Genomic DNA, 16,258 nt, shown 5'->3' with positions numbered 1-16,258 from the left:
GACCGGTCCCCGCACGGCGGGCAGGACAGCCTCACCAGCCCTCTGTCCCGAGCGAGGCCCGTCGTGTACCTGTCGAAGTCCGAGGCCGCCCTGCTGCCGACCGCGCTGCCGCCCCAGCTCGGCGCCGCGCCGCCCCGGAAGCCCGCGCCGACCTCCCGGCGGCGCCTGTGGCCGCTCCTCGGGCCCGCCTTCGTCGCCTCGGTCGCGTACGTCGACCCGGGCAACTTCGCGACCAACTTCTCCGGCGGGGCGTCCTTCGGCTACACGCTGCTCTGGGTCATCGTCGCGGCCAACCTCATGGCGATGCTCATCCAGTCGCTGACCGCCAAGCTCGGGCTGGCGACCGGGCGGGACCTCGCCACCCTCTGCCGCGAACGGCTGCCGCGCCCGGTCACGCGCGGACTGTGGCTGCAGGCCGAGGCGGTCGCCATGGCCACCGACCTCGCGGAGATCGTCGGCGGCGCCGTCGCACTCAACCTGCTCTTCGGGGTGCCGCTGCCCATCGGCGGCGTCATCACCGCCGTCGTCGCGTTCGGCTTGCTGGCCACCCAGTCGCGCGGCCACCGGCCCTTCGAGCGGGTCATCACCGGGCTGCTGCTCGTCATCGGCCTGGGCTTCGGCTACACGCTCGTGGGCTCCGGAGTGGACGTGGGGGGCGCCGCCGCGGGGCTGGTCCCCTCCTTCGCCGGGCCGGAGAGCCTGATCCTGGCGACCGGCATCCTCGGGGCGACGGTCATGCCGCACGTGATCTACGTGCACTCCGCCCTCACGCCCGGCCGCTACGGCGACGCCGTCACCGCCGGCCGCAGCACGGGGGGACGGCGCCGCCTCCTCCGGGCGCAGCGGATCGACGTGCTCGTCGCCATGGGGTTCGCCGGACTGATCAACGCCGCGATGCTGGTCATCGCCGCCCAGCTGTTCACCGGCACCGGAATGGACGGCTCCCTGGAGGCGGTCCACGCCGGCCTCGGCGACCAGCTGGGCCGGGGCGCCGGGATCGTGTTCGGCATCGCGCTGCTGGCCTCGGGCTTCGCGTCGTCGTCGGTCGGGACCCACGCGGGCCAGGTCGTGATGGCCGGCTTCCTGCGCCGCCGGATCCCGGTGCTCGCCCGCCGGCTCATCACGCTCGCCCCCGCGCTCGCGGTGCTCCTGCTCGGGGTCGACCCGACGACGGCGCTGGTGTGGTCGCAGGTCGTGCTGTGCTTCGGCATCCCGTTCGCACTGGTCCCGCTGCTGTGGCTGACCAGCCGTCGCGCCGTCATGGGCGCCTGGGTCAACCGGCGGCGGACGACGGCCGTCGGCTGCGTGGTCGCGGCGCTGATCATCGGCCTCAACGCGCACCTGCTCGTGCAGCTCGCCGTCGGCTGACCCGCGGGCCTCAGCGGCCGGTGCCCTGCTCCAGTCCGACCCGGCCGGCCAGCCCCGCCGCCTCGACGCGGGTCGCGACGTTGAGACGCCGCAGCAGGTGGGCGACCAGCCGTTTCGCCGTCCGCTCGGAGACGTGCAGCGTGGTGGCGATGTCCATGGTCCCGGCACCCCCGGCGATCAGCCGCCAGAGCCGCCGCTCGTCGGCGCTGAGCTGACCGGCGATCCCCTCGTCGTCGGTCGGGGCGGCGCGTTCCAGCAGGCGGCGCAGGAGCGCCTCGGGCAGCACCGACCAGCCGTCGAGCACCGCGAGCAGCGGCTCGACCAGCGCCTCGGGGTCCGCCGTCTTGGGGAGGAAGCTGGCGGCACCGGCCCGCAGCGCCTCGACCGCCGCGTCGGAATCGGCCGATCCCGACATGGCCACCACCCGCACCGTCGGCTCGACCCGGCGGATGGCGGCGATCGCCCGGGCACCGCCGGGCGGCGGCATCTGCACGTCGACGACGGCGACGTCGGCCCGGTGCCGCTGCACGAGCGCAGCCGCGGCGGAGGCGTCGTCGGTCGTGCCGACGACGCGGACCCGGCCCTCGCTCACGTCGGGGAGGAGGAGTGACAGTCCCCGGGTGAAAAGTGGGTGGTCATCGACCACAATCACGTCTACCTGGGTCCGGCGTGAAACAACAGCGCCGTCCATGCCTGCGTGTCCCCCAGACGTCGGCAGATCAGCTGAGTTCGTGCTGGTCGGCTGGTGTGGGGCGGAGATGCCCGTGATTCTTGCTCATCACACGTCGTCCCCCGGGCGCGGTCGGCTCGTGCCGCCGCTGCTCCGGTCGCTGCGCACCCGGCTCCGCCGGTCGGCGCCGGTCCGACGCGCCGACCCGCCGCCGTCCACCGAGGACGCACTGGTCAGAGCGCTGTGCCACGACATGCGCGGCTCGCTCAGCTGTCTGGAGAGCGCGCTCCACCACCTCGACCGGACGACCCCGGGGCGCGACGAGGTTCTCGTGCTGGCGCAGGCCCAGGCCGCGCACCTGACCTCGCTGCTGCGCACCGCCGAGGCGACCGGCGGAGCACCGCCCCGCCGCGCCGACCGCGGCCGGATGATCCCGGAGGTGGTCGCCGCCTCGGTCGCCGCCTCCGGTCTTCCGCGCGGACAGCTGACCGTGCAGCTGGACGCGACCGCCGGCGGCGTGGAGGTCGGCGACGCACGGCTCCAGCGGATCCTGGTCAATCTGCTGGAGAACGCCCACCGGCACGGGAACGGTGCGCCGGTCCAACTGGGCATCACCAGCGGGGGCGGCTGGGTCGAGTTCGCCGTCACCCAGGCCGGGATCCCGGTGCAGCGGATCGTCGAGCACCTCCGCACCACGCGCCCCCCGGCCGACCTCACCGGACTGGGCCTGTGGTCGGTGCAGCAGCAGGCGCGCGAGTTGGGCGGGTGGGTCGTCTGGGACGACGTCGACGACGCCCTGACCCTCCGGGTCCAGCTGCCCGACCATTAGAAGGACCCCTCTGCTCCCCACGCCTCGCGAGCTCGGCGCGGGCCCCTGCAGAGGGGCTGTCCCGCTCACCTGACACGGGCTCGTCCGATTGGCACCAGGGGGCCACCGGACGGCACGGGCAGGCCAGCGGGGGTGGGCAGTCCTCTGGTGCAGCCGCGACAGCGGGTGCCGGACGACCCAGAGGAGCCCCCCGTGTTCACGCACTTCCACGCTCTCCAGTACGAGGCCAAGCCCGACGCTCCGGACCCGGACTTCGCCCGCAAGATGCAGGAGGTCCTCGGCGGCCAGTGGGGCGAGATGACCGTCGCCACCCAGTACCTGCTGCAGGGCTGGAACTGCCGGCTGCCCGGCAAGTACAAGGACATGCTCCTGGCGATCGGCACCGAGGAGCTCGCGCACGTCGAGATGATCGTGACGATGATCGACCGGCTGCTCGACCACATCCCGCTGAAGCCGGACGCCGCCGACCGCAGCAAGGAGGCGGCAGCCGGCTACGGCCAGCACAACCCGCAGCACCCGATCGTCAACGGTGCGGGCGCCTCGTACATGGACTCCATGGGCAACCCCTGGACCGGTGCGTACGTGACCGCCAGCGGCAACCTGATGGCCGACTTCATGTACAACGCCACCGCGGAGATGCAGGGCCGTCTTCAGGTGGCCCGGCTCTACAACATGACCGACGACCCGGGCGTCAAGGACCTGCTCCGGTTCCTCATCACCCGCGACCACTACCACCAGCAGCAGTGGCTGGCGGCGATCGAGGACCTCAAGACGGAGGGGCTCGAGGGCATCCCGGTGCCTGAGGCGTTCCCGCTGGAGGAGGAGGTCGGCGACCTCGGCTACACCTTCATCGACACCTCCGACGGTCCTGACGCGGCGGCCGGCAGCTGGGCCTCCGGACCGTCGATCGACGGGCGGGCCACGTTCGCGGCCCGTCGCATCGAGGCCACCGCCGACGCGCCGATCCTGCCGCCGGGCGACCCGCGGCTGTACCCGACCCCGCAGACGGAGGTCAAGAACCTCCTGCAGAAGGCCAAGGACATGCTGACCTGAGGTCTGGCGACCTCACCGCTTCTCCTGTGCCGTCGCCGGACGGCGGCCCGTCCCTCCCGGGGACCGGCCGCCGGCCGGCGGGGCACCCGTCCAGGAGGTCCGTCATGCACCCGCACCTGCACCTGCCCCACCTGCCGGCCGCCCTCGTGGCGCTGTCGGTGGTCTACGCCGCCGCGATCGCCGTCGCCCTGGCGAACCCGGGTCGGGCCACGCTCGCCGGGCTCGTCGTCCTCGCCGGCCTGACCGCGCGCTGGGTGGCCCGGCACCACCGGGCGTCGTCCTCGGCGGAGGTCGTCGTCCTCACCGCGGAGGCCGCACCGGCACCCGCACCGGCGGCCGCGGCCTGAAGGTCCTCGCGGCGCGCACGCCCTCCACGCCGTCGACCGCGTGCCCGGCTGCCCTACCGCGAGGTCGACCGCACGACGCGCGAGGCGCGCGCCCCCGCAGGGGACGCGCGCCTCGGCGGCGTGCTGGGTCCTTCATCAGTGGGCGACGGCCTTCTCCGCCCCGATGCCGGTGAAGGCACGCACCTCGAGCTCCGCGGACTTGAGCTCGTCGGGGCGCTCCTTCGACAGCTTCGAGCCGAGCCAGCCCAGGAAGAACGAGAGCGGGATCGACACCAGGCCGGGGTTGTTGAGCGGGAACCAGGAGAAGTCCACGTCCTGGATCAGCGACGGGCTCACACCGGTCACCGGGTTGACCGGTGCACCGGAGACGACCGGCGAGAAGATGATCAGCGTGACGCAGGCGATGAGCCCGCCGTAGATCGACCACAGGGCGCCCTGGGTGGTGAAGTTCCTCCAGAACAGCGTGTAGAGGATCGTCGGCAGGTTGGCCGAGGCCGCCACCGCGAAGGCCAGGGCCACCAGGAAGGCGATGTTGATGCCTGCCTGCAGCGCCAGGATGCCCAGCCCGATGGAGACCGCGCCGATCACGACGGCGGTGATCCGCGCGACCCGCACCTCGCCGTTCCCGGTGACCTGCCCCTTCTTGATCACCGACGCGTAGACGTCGTGGGCGAACGAGGCGGACGCCGTGATGGTGAGCCCCGCGACCACCGCGAGGATCGTGGCGAACGCGACGCCGGCGATGATGCCCAGCAGCACCGTGCCGCCGAGCTCGAAGGCCAGCAGCGGAGCGGCGGCGTTGACCGCGCCCGGGGCGGCGAGGATCCGCTCCGGCCCGACCAGCGCGCCGGCGCCGTAGCCGATGATCAGGCTGAACAGGTAGAAGATGCCGATCAGCCAGATGGCCCAGACGACCGAACGTCGGGCGTCCTTGGCGGTGGGCACCGTGTAGAAGCGCATCAGCACGTGCGGCAGACCCGCCGTCCCGAGGACCAGCGCCAGGCCGAGCGAGACGAAGTCGAGCTTCGACGTGCCGGTCGCGCCGTACTGGGCACCGGGAGCCGCGACGTCGCGCCCCTCGACCGCCAGGTCCTGCGCGCCACCGATCAGTGAGGACAGGTTGAACCCGTACTTGCCGAGCACCCACACGGTCATCACGAACGCGCCCACGATCAGCAGCGAGGCCTTGATGATCTGGACGTAGGTGGTGCCGCGCATGCCGCCGACGAGGACGTAGAAGATCATCAGCGCGCCGACGACGGTGACGACGACGGCCTGGGCCGCCTCGCCGCTGACCCCGAGCAGCAGGGTCACCAGACCACCGGCGCCGGCCATCTGGGCCAGCAGGTAGAACAGCGACACCGCGAGCGTCGAGATCGCGGCGGCCATGCGGACCGGCCGCTGCCGCATCCGGAAAGCCAGGACGTCGGCCATCGTGAACCGTGCGGTGTTGCGCATCAGCTCCGCGACGAGGAGCAGCGCGACCAGCCACGCGACCAGGAAGCCGATCGAGTACAGGAAGCCGTCGTAGCCGTAGACGGCGATGGCGCCGGCGATGCCCAGGAACGAGGCCGCCGACAGGTAGTCCCCCGCGATGGCCAGGCCGTTCTGCTGTCCACTGATGTTGCGGCCCGCGGCGTAGTAGTCGGCCGCGCTCTTGTTGTTGCGGCTGGCCCGGAACGTGATCACCAGGGTGATCAGGACGAACACGCCGAAGATCGAGATGTTGACGGCGGGCTCGCCGATCGTGGCGCTGTCGGCGGCGAGGACGTCAGACACGGGTGGCCCCCTCGGTGCCGGTGCCGCGCGGGCCGGCGTAGTCGTGGTGCTCGAGCCGCTCGCGCATCTCGTCGGCGATCGGGTCGGTGCGCTTGTTGGCGTGGTTCACGTACAGGTGCGTGATCACGAAGGTGGACACGAACTGGGCCAGACCGAGCAACAGGCCGAGGTTCACGTTCCCGAACACCTTGGTGGACATGAAGTCGTGCGCGTAGGTCGAGAGCAGGACGAAGAGCAGGTACCAGGCGAAGAACGCCAACGTCATCGGGAAGGCGAAGGCGCGGAACCTCTTCTTGAGGTCCTGGAACTCGGGGGAGTTCTGCGCAGCCAGATACTCCTCGGGCGTCAGCAGACGCCGTTCCTCGGGCTCGGTCACGGTGCGACCTCCTGGTCAGGTCGGGCGGGGCTCACGCAGGGGGCGGGATGTGAGCCCTGTCACGGTAGAAGTGTGCTCCGGTGGCGTCAGGACGGCGTGCGGACGCTGCGCCGAGCGGCCACCGCCGGTCGACGTACGGCCGGTCCTGCGGGACGAGCGGTCGCGTCCGGCGCCGTCGGGCAGCTCGCCCGGTTCACCGCGGCGGGGTGCTCCGGTCGAGCTGCACCGCCTCGGGGGTGTGCAGCCGGACCATCGTGCGGGCGGCGTGCCGCGGTACGCGCCGGGGGGTGGCCAGCGAGACCGCCACCATGGTGAGGAACGCCAGCGGGACGGTCCAGGCGGCGGGCTGGGCGAGCAGCGCGCCCGGCCAGCCCCCGGGTGCCACGCCGAGCAGGGTGCCCAGCACCGCCCCGCCAGCGCACCCCCCGCCGACGAGCATGCCGGCGATCGCGCCCACGTCGGTGAGCCGGCGCCACCAGATGCCCAGGACCAGGAGCGGGCAGAAGGTGGAGGCGGCGAAGGCGAAGGCGAGACCCACGGCCTGGGCGACGCCCACGCCCTCGGTGAGCAGGGAGAGGCCGAGGGGGACGACGACGGCGACGACGGCGCCGGCCTGGAAGGCGCGCACCCCGCCGAACCGGCGGCCCATCACGTCCTGGCTGATCACGCCGGCCACCGCGACGGTCAGCCCGGACGACGTGGAGAGGAACGCCGCGAACGCTCCCGCCGTCGTCAGCGCGGACAGCAGGTCGCCCGCCGTGCCCGCCACCATGCGCGCCGGCAGTTCCAGCACCACCGACTCGGTCCGGCCGCTGCTCACCAGGTCCGGCGCGTAGATCCGGCCCAGGCCGCCGTAGACCGGCGGCAGGAGGTAGAAGAGGCCGAGCAGGCCCAGCACGAACAGCGTCGTGCGGCGGGCCGCTGCGCCGTCGGGGTTGGTGTAGAAGCGCACCACCACGTGCGGGAGGCCCATCGTGCCGAGGAACGTGGCGATGATGATCGAGTAGGTCGTGTAGACCTCGTGCTGCGTCCCGGCGAGCGGTGAGACCCACGAGTCGCCGGCCCCGCCGCCGTCCCCGATCTCGGCCGAGGCGGGGGAGACCGCGCCGTCGCCGAACCAGATCGCGGCCATGAACAGCAGCGGGAACAGCAGCGCGGTGAGCTTCAGCCAGTACTGGAACGCCTGGACGAACGTGATGCTGCGCATGCCGCCGAACAGCACGTTGACGACCACCACCGTCGCGACCAGCACGCCCCCCAGCCAGGGGCCGGTGCCGGTGGTGGAGGCCAGCGCCAGGCCGGCGCCCTGGAACTGCGGCATGAGGTAGAGCCAGCCGATGGCGACGACCAGCAGCGCGGACAGCCGCCGCACCCCGCGCGATTCCAGCCGGCTCTCGGCGAAGTCCGGCAGCGTGTAGGCGCCGGAACGGCGCAGCGGGGCGGCGACCAGGACGAGCAGGACGAGGTAGCCCGCGGTCCAGCCGACCGGGTACCAGAGCATCTCCGTGCCGAAGGCGAGCACCAGGCCGGCGACACCGAGGAACGACGCCGCGGAGAGGTACTCCCCGCCGATGGCCGACGCGTTGAGCCCGGGCCGCACCGTGCGCGACGCGACGAAGAAGTCGCTCGTGGTGCGGGAGAACCGCCAGCCGTAGGCGCCGACCGCCAGCGTGGCCACGAAGACCGCCGTGACGCCGACGACGCTGTACCCGGCGGCGGTCACGACCGGTCCAGCACGTCCGTGAAGTCGCGCTCGTTGCGCTCCGCGGCGCGCACGTAGAGCCAGCCGATCAGGAAGAGGAACGGGTAGACGGCGAATGCCAGCAGCAGCCACGGGAGCGGCACGGCCAGCACCTCGACCTCGGACAGTTCCGGCGCCAGCCAGAAGACCAGCGGGATCCCGCCGACGAGGACCGCGAGCGCCGCGAGGGCGAGCAGCGCGAGCCGCAGCTGGGAGCGCAGCAGCGAGGACATGTACACCTCACCCAGGAGCGTCTGGGCGTCGATCTCCCGGGCGGGCGGCACCCGCTGGGCGCGGGCGGCGACCGTGCGCGGGCTCGTCACGCGCACCCGGCGCGGCGTGGTCTCCGACACCGGTCATCCCCTGCCCGGGGTGCCGGGCCGCGCGCGGCGCACCAGGAGGTCGCGCAGCTCTCGGGTGTGCCGCCGGCTCACGCCGAGCTGCGTGCCGCCGACCACCACCGTGCACCGGCCGGCGTCCATCCGGACCTCCTCGACGTGCTGGAGCGCCACCAGCAGCGACCGGTGGATCCGCACGAAGCCGGCGTCCTTCCAGGCCTCCTCCAAGGTGGTCAGCGGCACCCGCACCAGGTGGCTGCCGGACGGGGTGTGCAGCCGCGCGTAGTCGCCCTGCGCCTCGACGTAGCCCACGCTGGAGCGCTGCACGAACCTGGTCACCCCGCCGAGCTCCACGGCGATGTCGTCGTCCACCGACGCGGGACCACCGGCCCGGGCGCCGACCACCCGGCGGACGGCCTCGGCCAGCCGGTCGTCGCGGACGGGCTTGAGGACGTAGTCGACGGCCCCGAGCTCGAAGGCGTCGACGGCGTGGTCGTCGTAGGCGGTCACGAAGACCACCGGGGGCGGCACCTTGAACCGTGACAGCACCCGCGCCAGGTCGACCCCGCTGAGCCCGGGCATCCGGATGTCCAGGAAGACGGCGTCCACGCCCCGCTCCTGGAGGAGGCGCAGCGCCTCGGTGGCCGAGTCGCAGCTCAGCACCGTCTCGATCCGCTCGTCGCGCTCGAGGAGCCAGCGCAGCTCCTCGAGCGCCGGGCGCTCGTCGTCGACCACGAGAACGGTCAGCCGCTCGGTCATGGACGCACTCCCGGGGCGAACTTCGGGACCCGCACGATAACCTTCGTGCCCGCTCCGGGACCCGTCTCGACGACCAGGCCGTAGTCGTCGCCGAACGCGGTCCGCAGCCGCGCGTCGACGTTGCCCAGGCCCACCGAGTCCACGGAGACGTCGCCGGCCAGCGCCCGTCGCACCTTCTCCGGGTCCTCCCCCACGCCGTCGTCCTCCACCGAGATCAGGCACTCCCCACCCTGGTCCGCGGCGATGATGGTCACGGTCCCGGTGCCCGGCTTGCGCTCCAGCCCGTGCCGCACCGCGTTCTCCACCAGCGGCTGGAGGCAGAGGAAGGGGACGGCGACCGGCAGGACCTCCTGCGCCACCCGCAGCGTCACCTGCAGCCGGTCGCCGAACCGCGCCTTCTCCAGGACGAGGTACCGCTCGATCGAGCGCAGCTCCTCGGCCAGCGTCGTGTACTCACCGTGCCGGCTGAAGGAGTACCGGGTGAAGCCGGCGAACTCCAGCAGCAGCTCGCGGGCGCGCTCGGGGTCCGTCCGCACGAACGACGCGATCGCGCCGAGCGAGTTGTAGATGAAGTGCGGGCTGATCTGCGCCCGCAGCGCCCGGACCTCGGCCTCCATCAGCCGGGTGCGGGACGCGTCGAGCTCCGCCAGCTCCAGGTTGCCCGACACCCAGCGCGCCACCTCGGCTACGGCCCGGACCAGCCCGGCCGACGCCGACGAGGTGAACGCCTGCAGGGTGCCGACCACCCGGTCCTCCACCACGAGCGGGCTGACCACGACCTGCCGCAGCCCGCAGCCTGCGTCCGCGCAGGGGAAGTCCGTGCGGTCGCGGACCACCGTGTTGCCGGACTCCAGGAGGATCGCCGCGAGGCCCGCCGCATCCCCTGCGTGATGGCTGAAGCGGCCGTCCCAGGCCAGCATCGCCACGGTGTCGGTGAGGGCGACCGCCGGCACGCCGAGCAGGTCCCGCAGGTGCCGGATCGCGCGCTCCGCAGAGCCGGGAGTCAGTCCCTCGCGCAGCGCCGGTGCCGTGCGGGACGCCGAGTGGAGGGTCCGGAACGTCGCCTGCTCCGCCTCCGTGCCCAGGTGGCCGGGCCGCAGCCACCGCAGTGCATCGCGCATCGACGTCCGGCGCCGGGGCGGTGCGAGCCCCCCGGCCCCACCCTCCCTCCCCGCAGTCCAGGCCCATGGTTCCCGTCGGGCGGAAGGTGAGCCAGCGCACGGTAGAACCTGAGAGGTCACCGGCACCACCCGGGTCGGGGGCGTGTCCCCGGTCCGGGTGTGCGACGAGGACGCGACGCCCGTTCCGTGGGTGGAACCCGGACTCCGGGGTGCCCGGGCGGGTCCGTCCCGGCTGTTAGGTTCACCTGGTGAGAGCGGGGCGGAGAGGAAATCCGTCCGCCGGCCGCCCGCGATCCGCTTCCCTCGCGGGGCGGCTCACGCGTCGGCGGGACCAGACGCTCCTCGTCCTCGTCCTGCTGGTCGCGCTGTGGGCGCTGATGGCGAGCGCCTCCACCCCCGGCCTGGCCGTGGCGATGTACGGGTTGGTCCCGATCGTGCTGGCCGGGTACTGGTTCGAGCTGCGCGGCGCCCTGCTGACGGCGACGGCGACCACGCTGATGTTCGTGGTCGACAAGGTGCTCCTGGCCCCGCACCCGGATCTCGGCGGGGCGACCGTCTGGCTGGCCGCCATGAACCGCGCCCTCGTGTTCTTCGGCGTGGGCGTCCTGGTCACGCTGCTGCTGCGGCGCGAGCGCGCGCTCGCCCTCCGCGTCCGCGCGCAGGAGGAGGAGCTGGCGGAGCTGGAGTCGTTGCGGGCGGTGCTGACGCCGCGGGACGTGCCGGATCGGCCGCACCTGCACATCGCCACCTCGTTCACCCCAGCCGACGGCCTGGTCGCCGGCGACTTCTACCTCGTCGTGGAGGGGCCCGCGAGCAGCACGACGATCGTCGTCGGCGACGTCGTCGGGCACGGCCTGGAGGCCGCCCGCTGCGCCGCGTTCGTGCGGGCCGCCTGCGCGACGTTCGCCCGGTTCACCAGCGACCCGGTCCAGCTCCTCCAGCTCGCGAACACGGCCCTGTCCGAGACCAGCGGGACAGGGAACGGCCCGTCCCCGTTCGTGACCGTCGTGTGCCTGAACGTCGCAGCCGCCCCGGAGAGCACCGTCCGCTGGGCCGCTGCCGGACACGACGTCCCCTGGGACCTGGACACGGCGGCCGCCCTGCCCGGCGGCCGGATCGGTGTCCCGCTCGGGATCGGGGCCGAGCCGCTCGTCGTCGAGGCGGGTACGACCCGGCTGGCGGACGGTCGCGGGCTGCTGGTCTTCACCGACGGGCTCCTCGAGGGACGGACCGCGGACCGCGACCGCTCGGCGCCGATCGCCCTGTTCGGGGAGGAACGGGCCCGGCAGGTGCTGCGCGAGCACCGCGGAGCGACACCGGCCTCCGTCCTCGACGCCCTCGTCGCCGCCGTGACCACGTTCGCCCGAGGGGCCCCGGCCGACGACCTCTGCATGGTGGCCCTGCGGGCCGAACCCGTCGGGGCTGCCGCCGGCTGACGCACATCGTTGCGCGGAACGTAACGCCGCGAAAACCCGCGTCGGCTGCAATGGCGGCCATGGGTTCGACGACGGGGTGGTACCCGGTGGCTCGCGCCGCCGAGGTGGGGACGACGCCGGTGCCCGTGGGCGCCGCCGGACGGGCGTTCGTCGTCGTCCGGTTGCGACCGGGTGGCGAGGTGAGCGCCTTTCCCGCGCGCTGCCCGCACCGGCTGGTGCCGCTGGCCACCGCCTCCGTGGTCGAGGGGCGTCTGCAGTGCCCGGCGCACGGCTGGCGCTTCGACACGGAGGGCCGGTGCGTGGACATCCCCTCCCTCGGTCCGGCCGGCACCTCGCCACCCCGCGCGGACCTCGCCACCCCGTGGGCGGTGGAGGAACGGCACGGCTGGGTCTGGCTCGCGCCCGACCCGACAGCGACGCCGTCCCCACCGCGCACGGCCTCCGCGGCCGAGCCGGTCCCCGGATCGCCCGCCCCGCCCGGACCGGTCTTCGGCAATCTCGACCCGTCCCTCGAGCACGCGTGGCACCCCGTCGCACTGTCCCGCGAGCTGCGGCCCGGTGGCTGGCTGCAGGTGCGCCTGCTCGGGCGGAACTGGACGCTGCGCCGCGAGGGGAGCGGGCTCCGCGCGGACCCGCCCGCCCACGGGGTGCGCGAGCGCCTGGGCGTGATCTGGCTGGCCCCGGACGAGCCGGCCGACGTCGACCTCGAGGTGCCCGAGGCCGTCGACCGCCGCTTCGTGAGCCGCTGGCTGCGGCCGTTGCGCTCTCCCGGACCGGCGGGCCCCTTGGCCGACACCTTCCTCGACGCCACGCACGGATCGTTCGTCCACGCGTCGACGATCGGGCCGACCGACAGCGCCGAGGTTGCGCCCTACCGGGTGGAGCCCGAGCCCGGCGGGTTCACCAGCGTGCAGGAACAGTGGTGCGACAACCCGGTGGACCCGGAGGTCGCCCTGGGCGGCCGGCCGCTGCGGCAGCGCCGGCGCACCACCTACACCTACCGGGCGCCCTTCCAGCTCCGGCTCCGGCAGGAATTCCTCGATTCCGGGGCGGCGACCACGATCGTCTACCTGGTGCAGCCCGAGGACCTCGACTCCTCCCGGCTCTACGTCTGCCTGCTGCTCTCTGCCGGGCCGGGACAGCCCCTGCCCACCCCGGCGACGGCGGCCGGGCAGATCGCGCTCCAGCAGCAGCTCCTCGAGGAGGACATCCGCTCCCAGGCGGCGCTGGACCTCGCCGGGCTGCCGCTGGACCGGCGCGACGAGGTCCACGTGCCGGCCGACGCCCGCGGGATCGCCCTCCGCCAGGCGCTCTGCGACTTCATGGCGGTGGGTCGGCGGCAGCTGGCCGCCTGACGGTCAGCCCGGGTCGAGCTCGGCGCCGCACGCGGCGCACGACGTGGGTGGGTCCTCCTCGGCCAGCCGGCCGCAGGCGGGGCAGACCCGGCGCAGCCAGCAGGCCGGGTCCCCGCCCTCGTCCTCCGGCTCTCCCGGTTCGGTCATGCACCCGTCCTACCTCAGACCGGGGTAGGACACGCGTCTCCCCCTCAGGGACGACGACTGCTCCGGGCCGGCTGCCTAGGCTCGACCGCGATGGAGAGTCCCCTCGAGCGCCTGGCGATCCGGCTGCGCGAGCACCCGTTCGCGGTCGACGTGGCGATCGCGGCCGGGATCTTCCTCGTCACGGTGGTCATGCCGGCCGGCAGCTACTGGGAGGCCGAGGGCACGGCCCTGGTCCTCGGGACCGTCCTCGTCGTGCCGCTGGCCTGGCGCCGGCGGGCCCCGATCCCGGCGGCCGGCGTCGTCATCGCCGCCGGCCTGCTCGAGCTCGTCCTGCTCAGCACGTTCCTCGCCGCCAACTTCGCCGCGCTGGTGATGATCTACTCGCTCGCCGCGTACGCGCCGCGGTGGGCCGGCCGGGCGGGGCTGGCCGTCGGCCTCGTCGGGGCGGTGCTGGCCGCCCTCCGGTACTACACCTTCGACTCCAGCGACGCGCTGGTCATCTCCGCCGGGTCGATCGGTGTCGCCGTCGTCGCAGCGTGGGCGCTGGGCGACCTGCGTCGCGTGCGGATGCAGCGGCAGTCGGCCCTGGAGGAGCGTGCGCAGCTGCTCGAGCAGGAGCGCGACCAGGAGATGCGGCTGGCGGCCACGGCCGAGCGCGCCCGGATCGCCCGCGAGCTGCACGACGTCGTCGCCCACTCCCTCTCGGTCGTCATCGCCCAGGCCGACGGCGGCCGGTACGCCGGGAAGGCCGATCCGGAGGCCGCCACCGGCGCGCTCGAGGCCATCGCGGCCACCGGCCGGCAGGCGCTCACCGACATGCGCTCGCTGCTGGGCGTCCTCCGCGAGGGCGGCGGCGAGGAGTACGCCCCGCAACCCGACGTCGCCGCGATCCCGGCCCTCGTCGAGGACGTGCGGGCCAGCGGCCTGGACGTCGACCTGATCATCGAGGGCGACCCGCGCCCCATGTCCGCGGGACCGCAGCTGGCGGCCTACCGGATCGTGCAGGAGTCCCTGACCAACGTGCTGAAGCACGCCGGGCCGGCCGGCCGGGCATGGGTGCGGCTGCAGTGGCGGCCCGACGCGCTGGAGCTGTCGGTTCTCGACGACGGACGGGGCGCATCGGCCACGATGGTGGACCACGACGGCAAGGGACAGGGGCTGCGCGGCATGCACGAGCGGGCATCGCTGCACGGCGGCCGGCTGGAGGCCGGGCCCCGGACAGGAGGCGGCTTCGGGGTGCACGCCGCGCTGCCCTACGGTCGGAAGCGATGAGCGAGCCGATCCGGGTGGTGCTGGTCGACGACCAGCAGATGGTGCGCGCCGGCTTCCGCATGGTCATCGACTCCCAGGCCGACCTCACCGTCGTGGGCGAGGCCGGCGACGGCGCGAGCGCGGTACAGCTGCTGGCCCGCACCCGTGCCGACGTCGTCCTGATGGACGTCCGCATGCCCGGCACCGACGGCATCGAGGCGACCCGACAGGTGACCGCCCTGCCCGGTGCACCGCGCGTCGTCGTGCTGACGACCTTCGACCTCGACGAGTACGTGGTGGCGGCGATCGGCGCCGGGGCCAGCGGGTTCCTGCTCAAGGACGCGCCGCCGGAGGAGATGCTGGCCGCCGTGCGCACCGTGCACGCCGGCGACTCGGTGATCGCGGCCAGCTCCACCCGGCGGCTCCTCCAGCACGTCGCGCCCATGCTCCGCGGGTCGGGGGTGGGTGGGGGAGCTGGAGCGGCGGCCGGCACCGACGCCCGGGCCATCGCCGACCTCACCCCCCGCGAGCGGGAGGTGCTGGAGCTCATGGCGTACGGCGCGAGCAACACCGAGATCGCGGCGAGGTTCGTCGTCAGCGAGGCGACGGTGAAGACGCACGTCGGCCGGGTGCTGGCCAAGACCGGCTCCCGCGACCGCGTGCAGGCCGTCGTCCTGGCCTACCGCACCGGCCTCGTGCAGCCGGCCGACCTCCTCCGCGACGCCTGACCTCCTCCCCACCCCTCGCAGGCTCGGGGCGGGCCCCGAAAGGAGGCCGTCCGACCGGAGGATGACACGGCGTAGTCCCGCGGGCGCAGGATGCGCGAGGACAAGACCCGCCCCGGCTCCGACGCGGGGCGACGTGCCCGACCGGCAGCGTGATCACCGTCCTGATCACTGCCTCGGAGGTACCTGTGTCCGTCCCCGTCATGACCGTTCCCGGTGAGCCACCGGCCCCGCTGTCCACCGCCGCCGTGCGGGCGACGGGACTGCGCAAGACCTACGGCAGCGGCGAGACCGCCGTGCACGCACTCGCGGGGGTGGACGTCGCGTTCGCCGCCGGGGAGTTCACCGCCATCATGGGCCCGTCCGGCTCCGGCAAGTCCACGCTCATGCACTGCCTGGCCGGCCTGGACACGGCCACGGCCGGCGAGGTCTGGCTCGGCGGCACGGACCTCACCCGCCTCCGGGACGACGAGCTGACCAAGCTGCGCCGCCAGCGGATCGGGTTCGTCTTCCAGTCCTTCAACCTGCTCCCCGTCCTCGACGCCCGGGACAACATCGTGCTGCCCATGCAGCTCGCCGGCCTGCGTCCCGACACGGCGTGGATGGACTCGGTCGTCGCCCGCCTGGGCCTGCGGGAGCGGCTCGGCCACCGCCCGCACGAGCTCTCCGGCGGCCAGCAGCAGCGGGTGGCCATCGCCCGCGCACTGCTCCCGCGGCCGGACGTCGTCTTCGCCGACGAGCCCACCGGCAACCTGGACTCCCGCTCGGGCGCGGAGGTGCTCGGACTGCTCCGGTCCAGCGTCAAGGAGACGGGCCAGACCGTCGTCATGGTCACCCACGACCCCGTCGCCGCCGCCTACGCCGACCGCGTCGTGCTGCTGGCCGACGGCCTGCTCGCCGGCGAGCTGAGCGACCCCACGGCGGAGTCCGTGCTCGACGCGCTGCGCGGACTGGGGGCCTGAC

At 73.7% G+C, this 16,258-nt stretch carries 17 protein-coding genes; 9 read left to right on the top strand and 8 right to left on the bottom strand.

The features are described from left to right. Positions 1–63 precede the first annotated feature (63 nt). Positions 64–1,368 (top strand): Nramp family divalent metal transporter, encoded by a 1,305-nt coding sequence (locus tag CRP30_RS11585; RefSeq protein WP_097184171.1) that lies wholly within the window; start codon positions 64–66, stop codon positions 1,366–1,368. 10 nt (positions 1,369–1,378) lie between these two features. On the opposite strand, the gene CRP30_RS11580 is transcribed toward CRP30_RS11585, so the two are convergent. Next, entirely contained in the window at positions 1,379–2,059 is a 681-nt protein-coding gene (locus tag CRP30_RS11580; protein WP_097184170.1) for a response regulator, read from the bottom strand. Positions 2,060–2,177: 118 nt separating this feature from the next. Between CRP30_RS11580 and CRP30_RS11575 the strand changes: the two genes are divergently transcribed. The 3 genes from CRP30_RS11575 to CRP30_RS11565 all read left to right on the top strand — a co-directional run bounded on the left by CRP30_RS11575 (position 2,178) and on the right by CRP30_RS11565 (position 4,267). Continuing rightward, positions 2,178–2,867, top strand: coding sequence for a sensor histidine kinase (locus tag CRP30_RS11575; protein WP_235003341.1), 690 nt, complete (start codon positions 2,178–2,180; stop codon positions 2,865–2,867). Between the two features lie 192 nt (positions 2,868–3,059). Further along, a complete protein-coding gene (locus CRP30_RS11570) occupies positions 3,060–3,920 on the top strand; it encodes a manganese catalase (RefSeq protein ID WP_097184168.1) in 861 nt (286 codons plus the stop codon). A 104-nt stretch (positions 3,921–4,024) separates the two neighbouring features. After that, a complete protein-coding gene (locus CRP30_RS11565) occupies positions 4,025–4,267 on the top strand; it encodes a hypothetical protein (RefSeq protein WP_097184167.1) in 243 nt (80 codons plus the stop codon). Positions 4,268–4,402: 135 nt separating this feature from the next. Here the strand turns inward: CRP30_RS11565 and CRP30_RS11560 are convergent, their stop codons facing one another. The 6 genes from CRP30_RS11560 to CRP30_RS11535 form a co-directional block, all read right to left on the bottom strand. Further along, a complete protein-coding gene (locus CRP30_RS11560) occupies positions 4,403–6,046 on the bottom strand; it encodes a monocarboxylic acid transporter (protein ID WP_097184166.1) in 1,644 nt (547 codons plus the stop codon). Continuing rightward, positions 6,039–6,422, bottom strand: a complete 384-nt coding sequence (locus CRP30_RS11555; protein WP_097184165.1) for a DUF485 domain-containing protein — start codon at positions 6,420–6,422, stop codon at positions 6,039–6,041. Before CRP30_RS11555 ends, CRP30_RS11560 begins: the two co-directional genes overlap by 8 nt. A gap of 193 nt (positions 6,423–6,615) precedes the next feature. Then, positions 6,616–8,145, bottom strand: coding sequence for a sodium/solute symporter (locus CRP30_RS11550; protein WP_200814708.1), 1,530 nt, complete (start codon positions 8,143–8,145; stop codon positions 6,616–6,618). After that, a complete protein-coding gene (locus tag CRP30_RS11545; protein WP_097184906.1) occupies positions 8,142–8,516 on the bottom strand; it encodes a hypothetical protein in 375 nt (124 codons plus the stop codon). The genes CRP30_RS11550 and CRP30_RS11545 overlap by 4 nt, the downstream gene beginning before the upstream one ends. Positions 8,517–8,519: 3 nt before the next feature. Further along, positions 8,520–9,260: a LytR/AlgR family response regulator transcription factor gene (locus CRP30_RS11540; RefSeq protein WP_097184164.1), complete on the bottom strand. Its 741-nt coding sequence runs from the start codon at positions 9,258–9,260 to the stop codon at positions 8,520–8,522. Continuing rightward, positions 9,257–10,381, bottom strand: a complete 1,125-nt coding sequence (locus tag CRP30_RS11535; protein WP_097184163.1) for a sensor histidine kinase — start codon at positions 10,379–10,381, stop codon at positions 9,257–9,259. The genes CRP30_RS11540 and CRP30_RS11535 overlap by 4 nt, the downstream gene beginning before the upstream one ends. Before the next feature lie 377 nt (positions 10,382–10,758). Here CRP30_RS11535 and CRP30_RS11530 point away from each other — a divergent pair, with 377 nt between their 5' ends. Next, the gene (locus CRP30_RS11530) at positions 10,759–11,817 is read left to right on the top strand and encodes a PP2C family protein-serine/threonine phosphatase (protein ID WP_097184162.1); all 1,059 of its coding nucleotides are present in this window, start codon (positions 10,759–10,761) and stop codon (positions 11,815–11,817) included. Positions 11,818–11,876: 59 nt separating this feature from the next. Beyond that, positions 11,877–13,172, top strand: coding sequence for a Rieske 2Fe-2S domain-containing protein (locus tag CRP30_RS11525; RefSeq protein ID WP_097184905.1), 1,296 nt, complete (start codon positions 11,877–11,879; stop codon positions 13,170–13,172). A 3-nt stretch (positions 13,173–13,175) separates the two neighbouring features. Here CRP30_RS11525 and CRP30_RS22500 read toward each other — a convergent pair whose 3' ends face one another. Next, positions 13,176–13,319 carry a hypothetical protein gene (locus CRP30_RS22500; RefSeq protein WP_159961708.1) on the bottom strand — a complete coding sequence of 48 codons (144 nt, stop codon included), beginning with the start codon at positions 13,317–13,319 and terminating at the stop codon, positions 13,176–13,178. Between the two features lie 90 nt (positions 13,320–13,409). Here CRP30_RS22500 and CRP30_RS11520 point away from each other — a divergent pair, with 90 nt between their 5' ends. The 3 genes from CRP30_RS11520 to CRP30_RS11510 all read left to right on the top strand — a co-directional run bounded on the left by CRP30_RS11520 (position 13,410) and on the right by CRP30_RS11510 (position 16,257). Then, positions 13,410–14,591 (top strand): sensor histidine kinase, encoded by a 1,182-nt coding sequence (locus tag CRP30_RS11520; protein ID WP_097184161.1) that lies wholly within the window; start codon positions 13,410–13,412, stop codon positions 14,589–14,591. Then, positions 14,588–15,298, top strand: a complete 711-nt coding sequence (locus CRP30_RS11515; protein ID WP_097184160.1) for a response regulator — start codon at positions 14,588–14,590, stop codon at positions 15,296–15,298. The genes CRP30_RS11520 and CRP30_RS11515 overlap by 4 nt, the downstream gene beginning before the upstream one ends. Before the next feature lie 200 nt (positions 15,299–15,498). Continuing rightward, positions 15,499–16,257: an ABC transporter ATP-binding protein gene (locus tag CRP30_RS11510; protein WP_097184904.1), complete on the top strand. Its 759-nt coding sequence runs from the start codon at positions 15,499–15,501 to the stop codon at positions 16,255–16,257. The last annotated feature ends 1 nt before the right edge of the window (position 16,258 follow it).

This window comes from Blastococcus haudaquaticus (assembly GCF_900230285.1).
GTDB lineage: Bacteria > Actinomycetota > Actinomycetes > Mycobacteriales > Geodermatophilaceae > Blastococcus_B > Blastococcus_B haudaquaticus.
Note: the sequence above shows the minus strand (reverse complement) of the source record. Positions and strands in the feature narration are given on the sequence as shown.

What these genes read in the sequence shown, in the direction of transcription:
- CRP30_RS11530 (WP_097184162.1), top strand. Translation starts at nt 10,759, where the DNA reads ATGGCGAGCGCCTCCACCCCCGGCCTGGCCGTGGCGATGTACGGGTTG.
- CRP30_RS11525 (WP_097184905.1), top strand. Translation starts at nt 11,877, where the DNA reads ATGGGTTCGACGACGGGGTGGTACCCGGTGGCTCGCGCCGCCGAGGTG.
- CRP30_RS11535 (WP_097184163.1), bottom strand. Translation starts at nt 10,381, where the DNA reads ATGCGCGATGCACTGCGGTGGCTGCGGCCCGGCCACCTGGGCACGGAG.
- CRP30_RS22500 (WP_159961708.1), bottom strand. Translation starts at nt 13,319, where the DNA reads ATGACCGAACCGGGAGAGCCGGAGGACGAGGGCGGGGACCCGGCCTGC.
- CRP30_RS11540 (WP_097184164.1), bottom strand. Translation starts at nt 9,260, where the DNA reads ATGACCGAGCGGCTGACCGTTCTCGTGGTCGACGACGAGCGCCCGGCG.
- CRP30_RS11520 (WP_097184161.1), top strand. Translation starts at nt 13,410, where the DNA reads ATGGAGAGTCCCCTCGAGCGCCTGGCGATCCGGCTGCGCGAGCACCCG.
- CRP30_RS11510 (WP_097184904.1), top strand. Translation starts at nt 15,499, where the DNA reads ATGACCGTTCCCGGTGAGCCACCGGCCCCGCTGTCCACCGCCGCCGTG.
- CRP30_RS11580 (WP_097184170.1), bottom strand. Translation starts at nt 2,059, where the DNA reads ATGGACGGCGCTGTTGTTTCACGCCGGACCCAGGTAGACGTGATTGTG.
- CRP30_RS11565 (WP_097184167.1), top strand. Translation starts at nt 4,025, where the DNA reads ATGCACCCGCACCTGCACCTGCCCCACCTGCCGGCCGCCCTCGTGGCG.
- CRP30_RS11515 (WP_097184160.1), top strand. Translation starts at nt 14,588, where the DNA reads ATGAGCGAGCCGATCCGGGTGGTGCTGGTCGACGACCAGCAGATGGTG.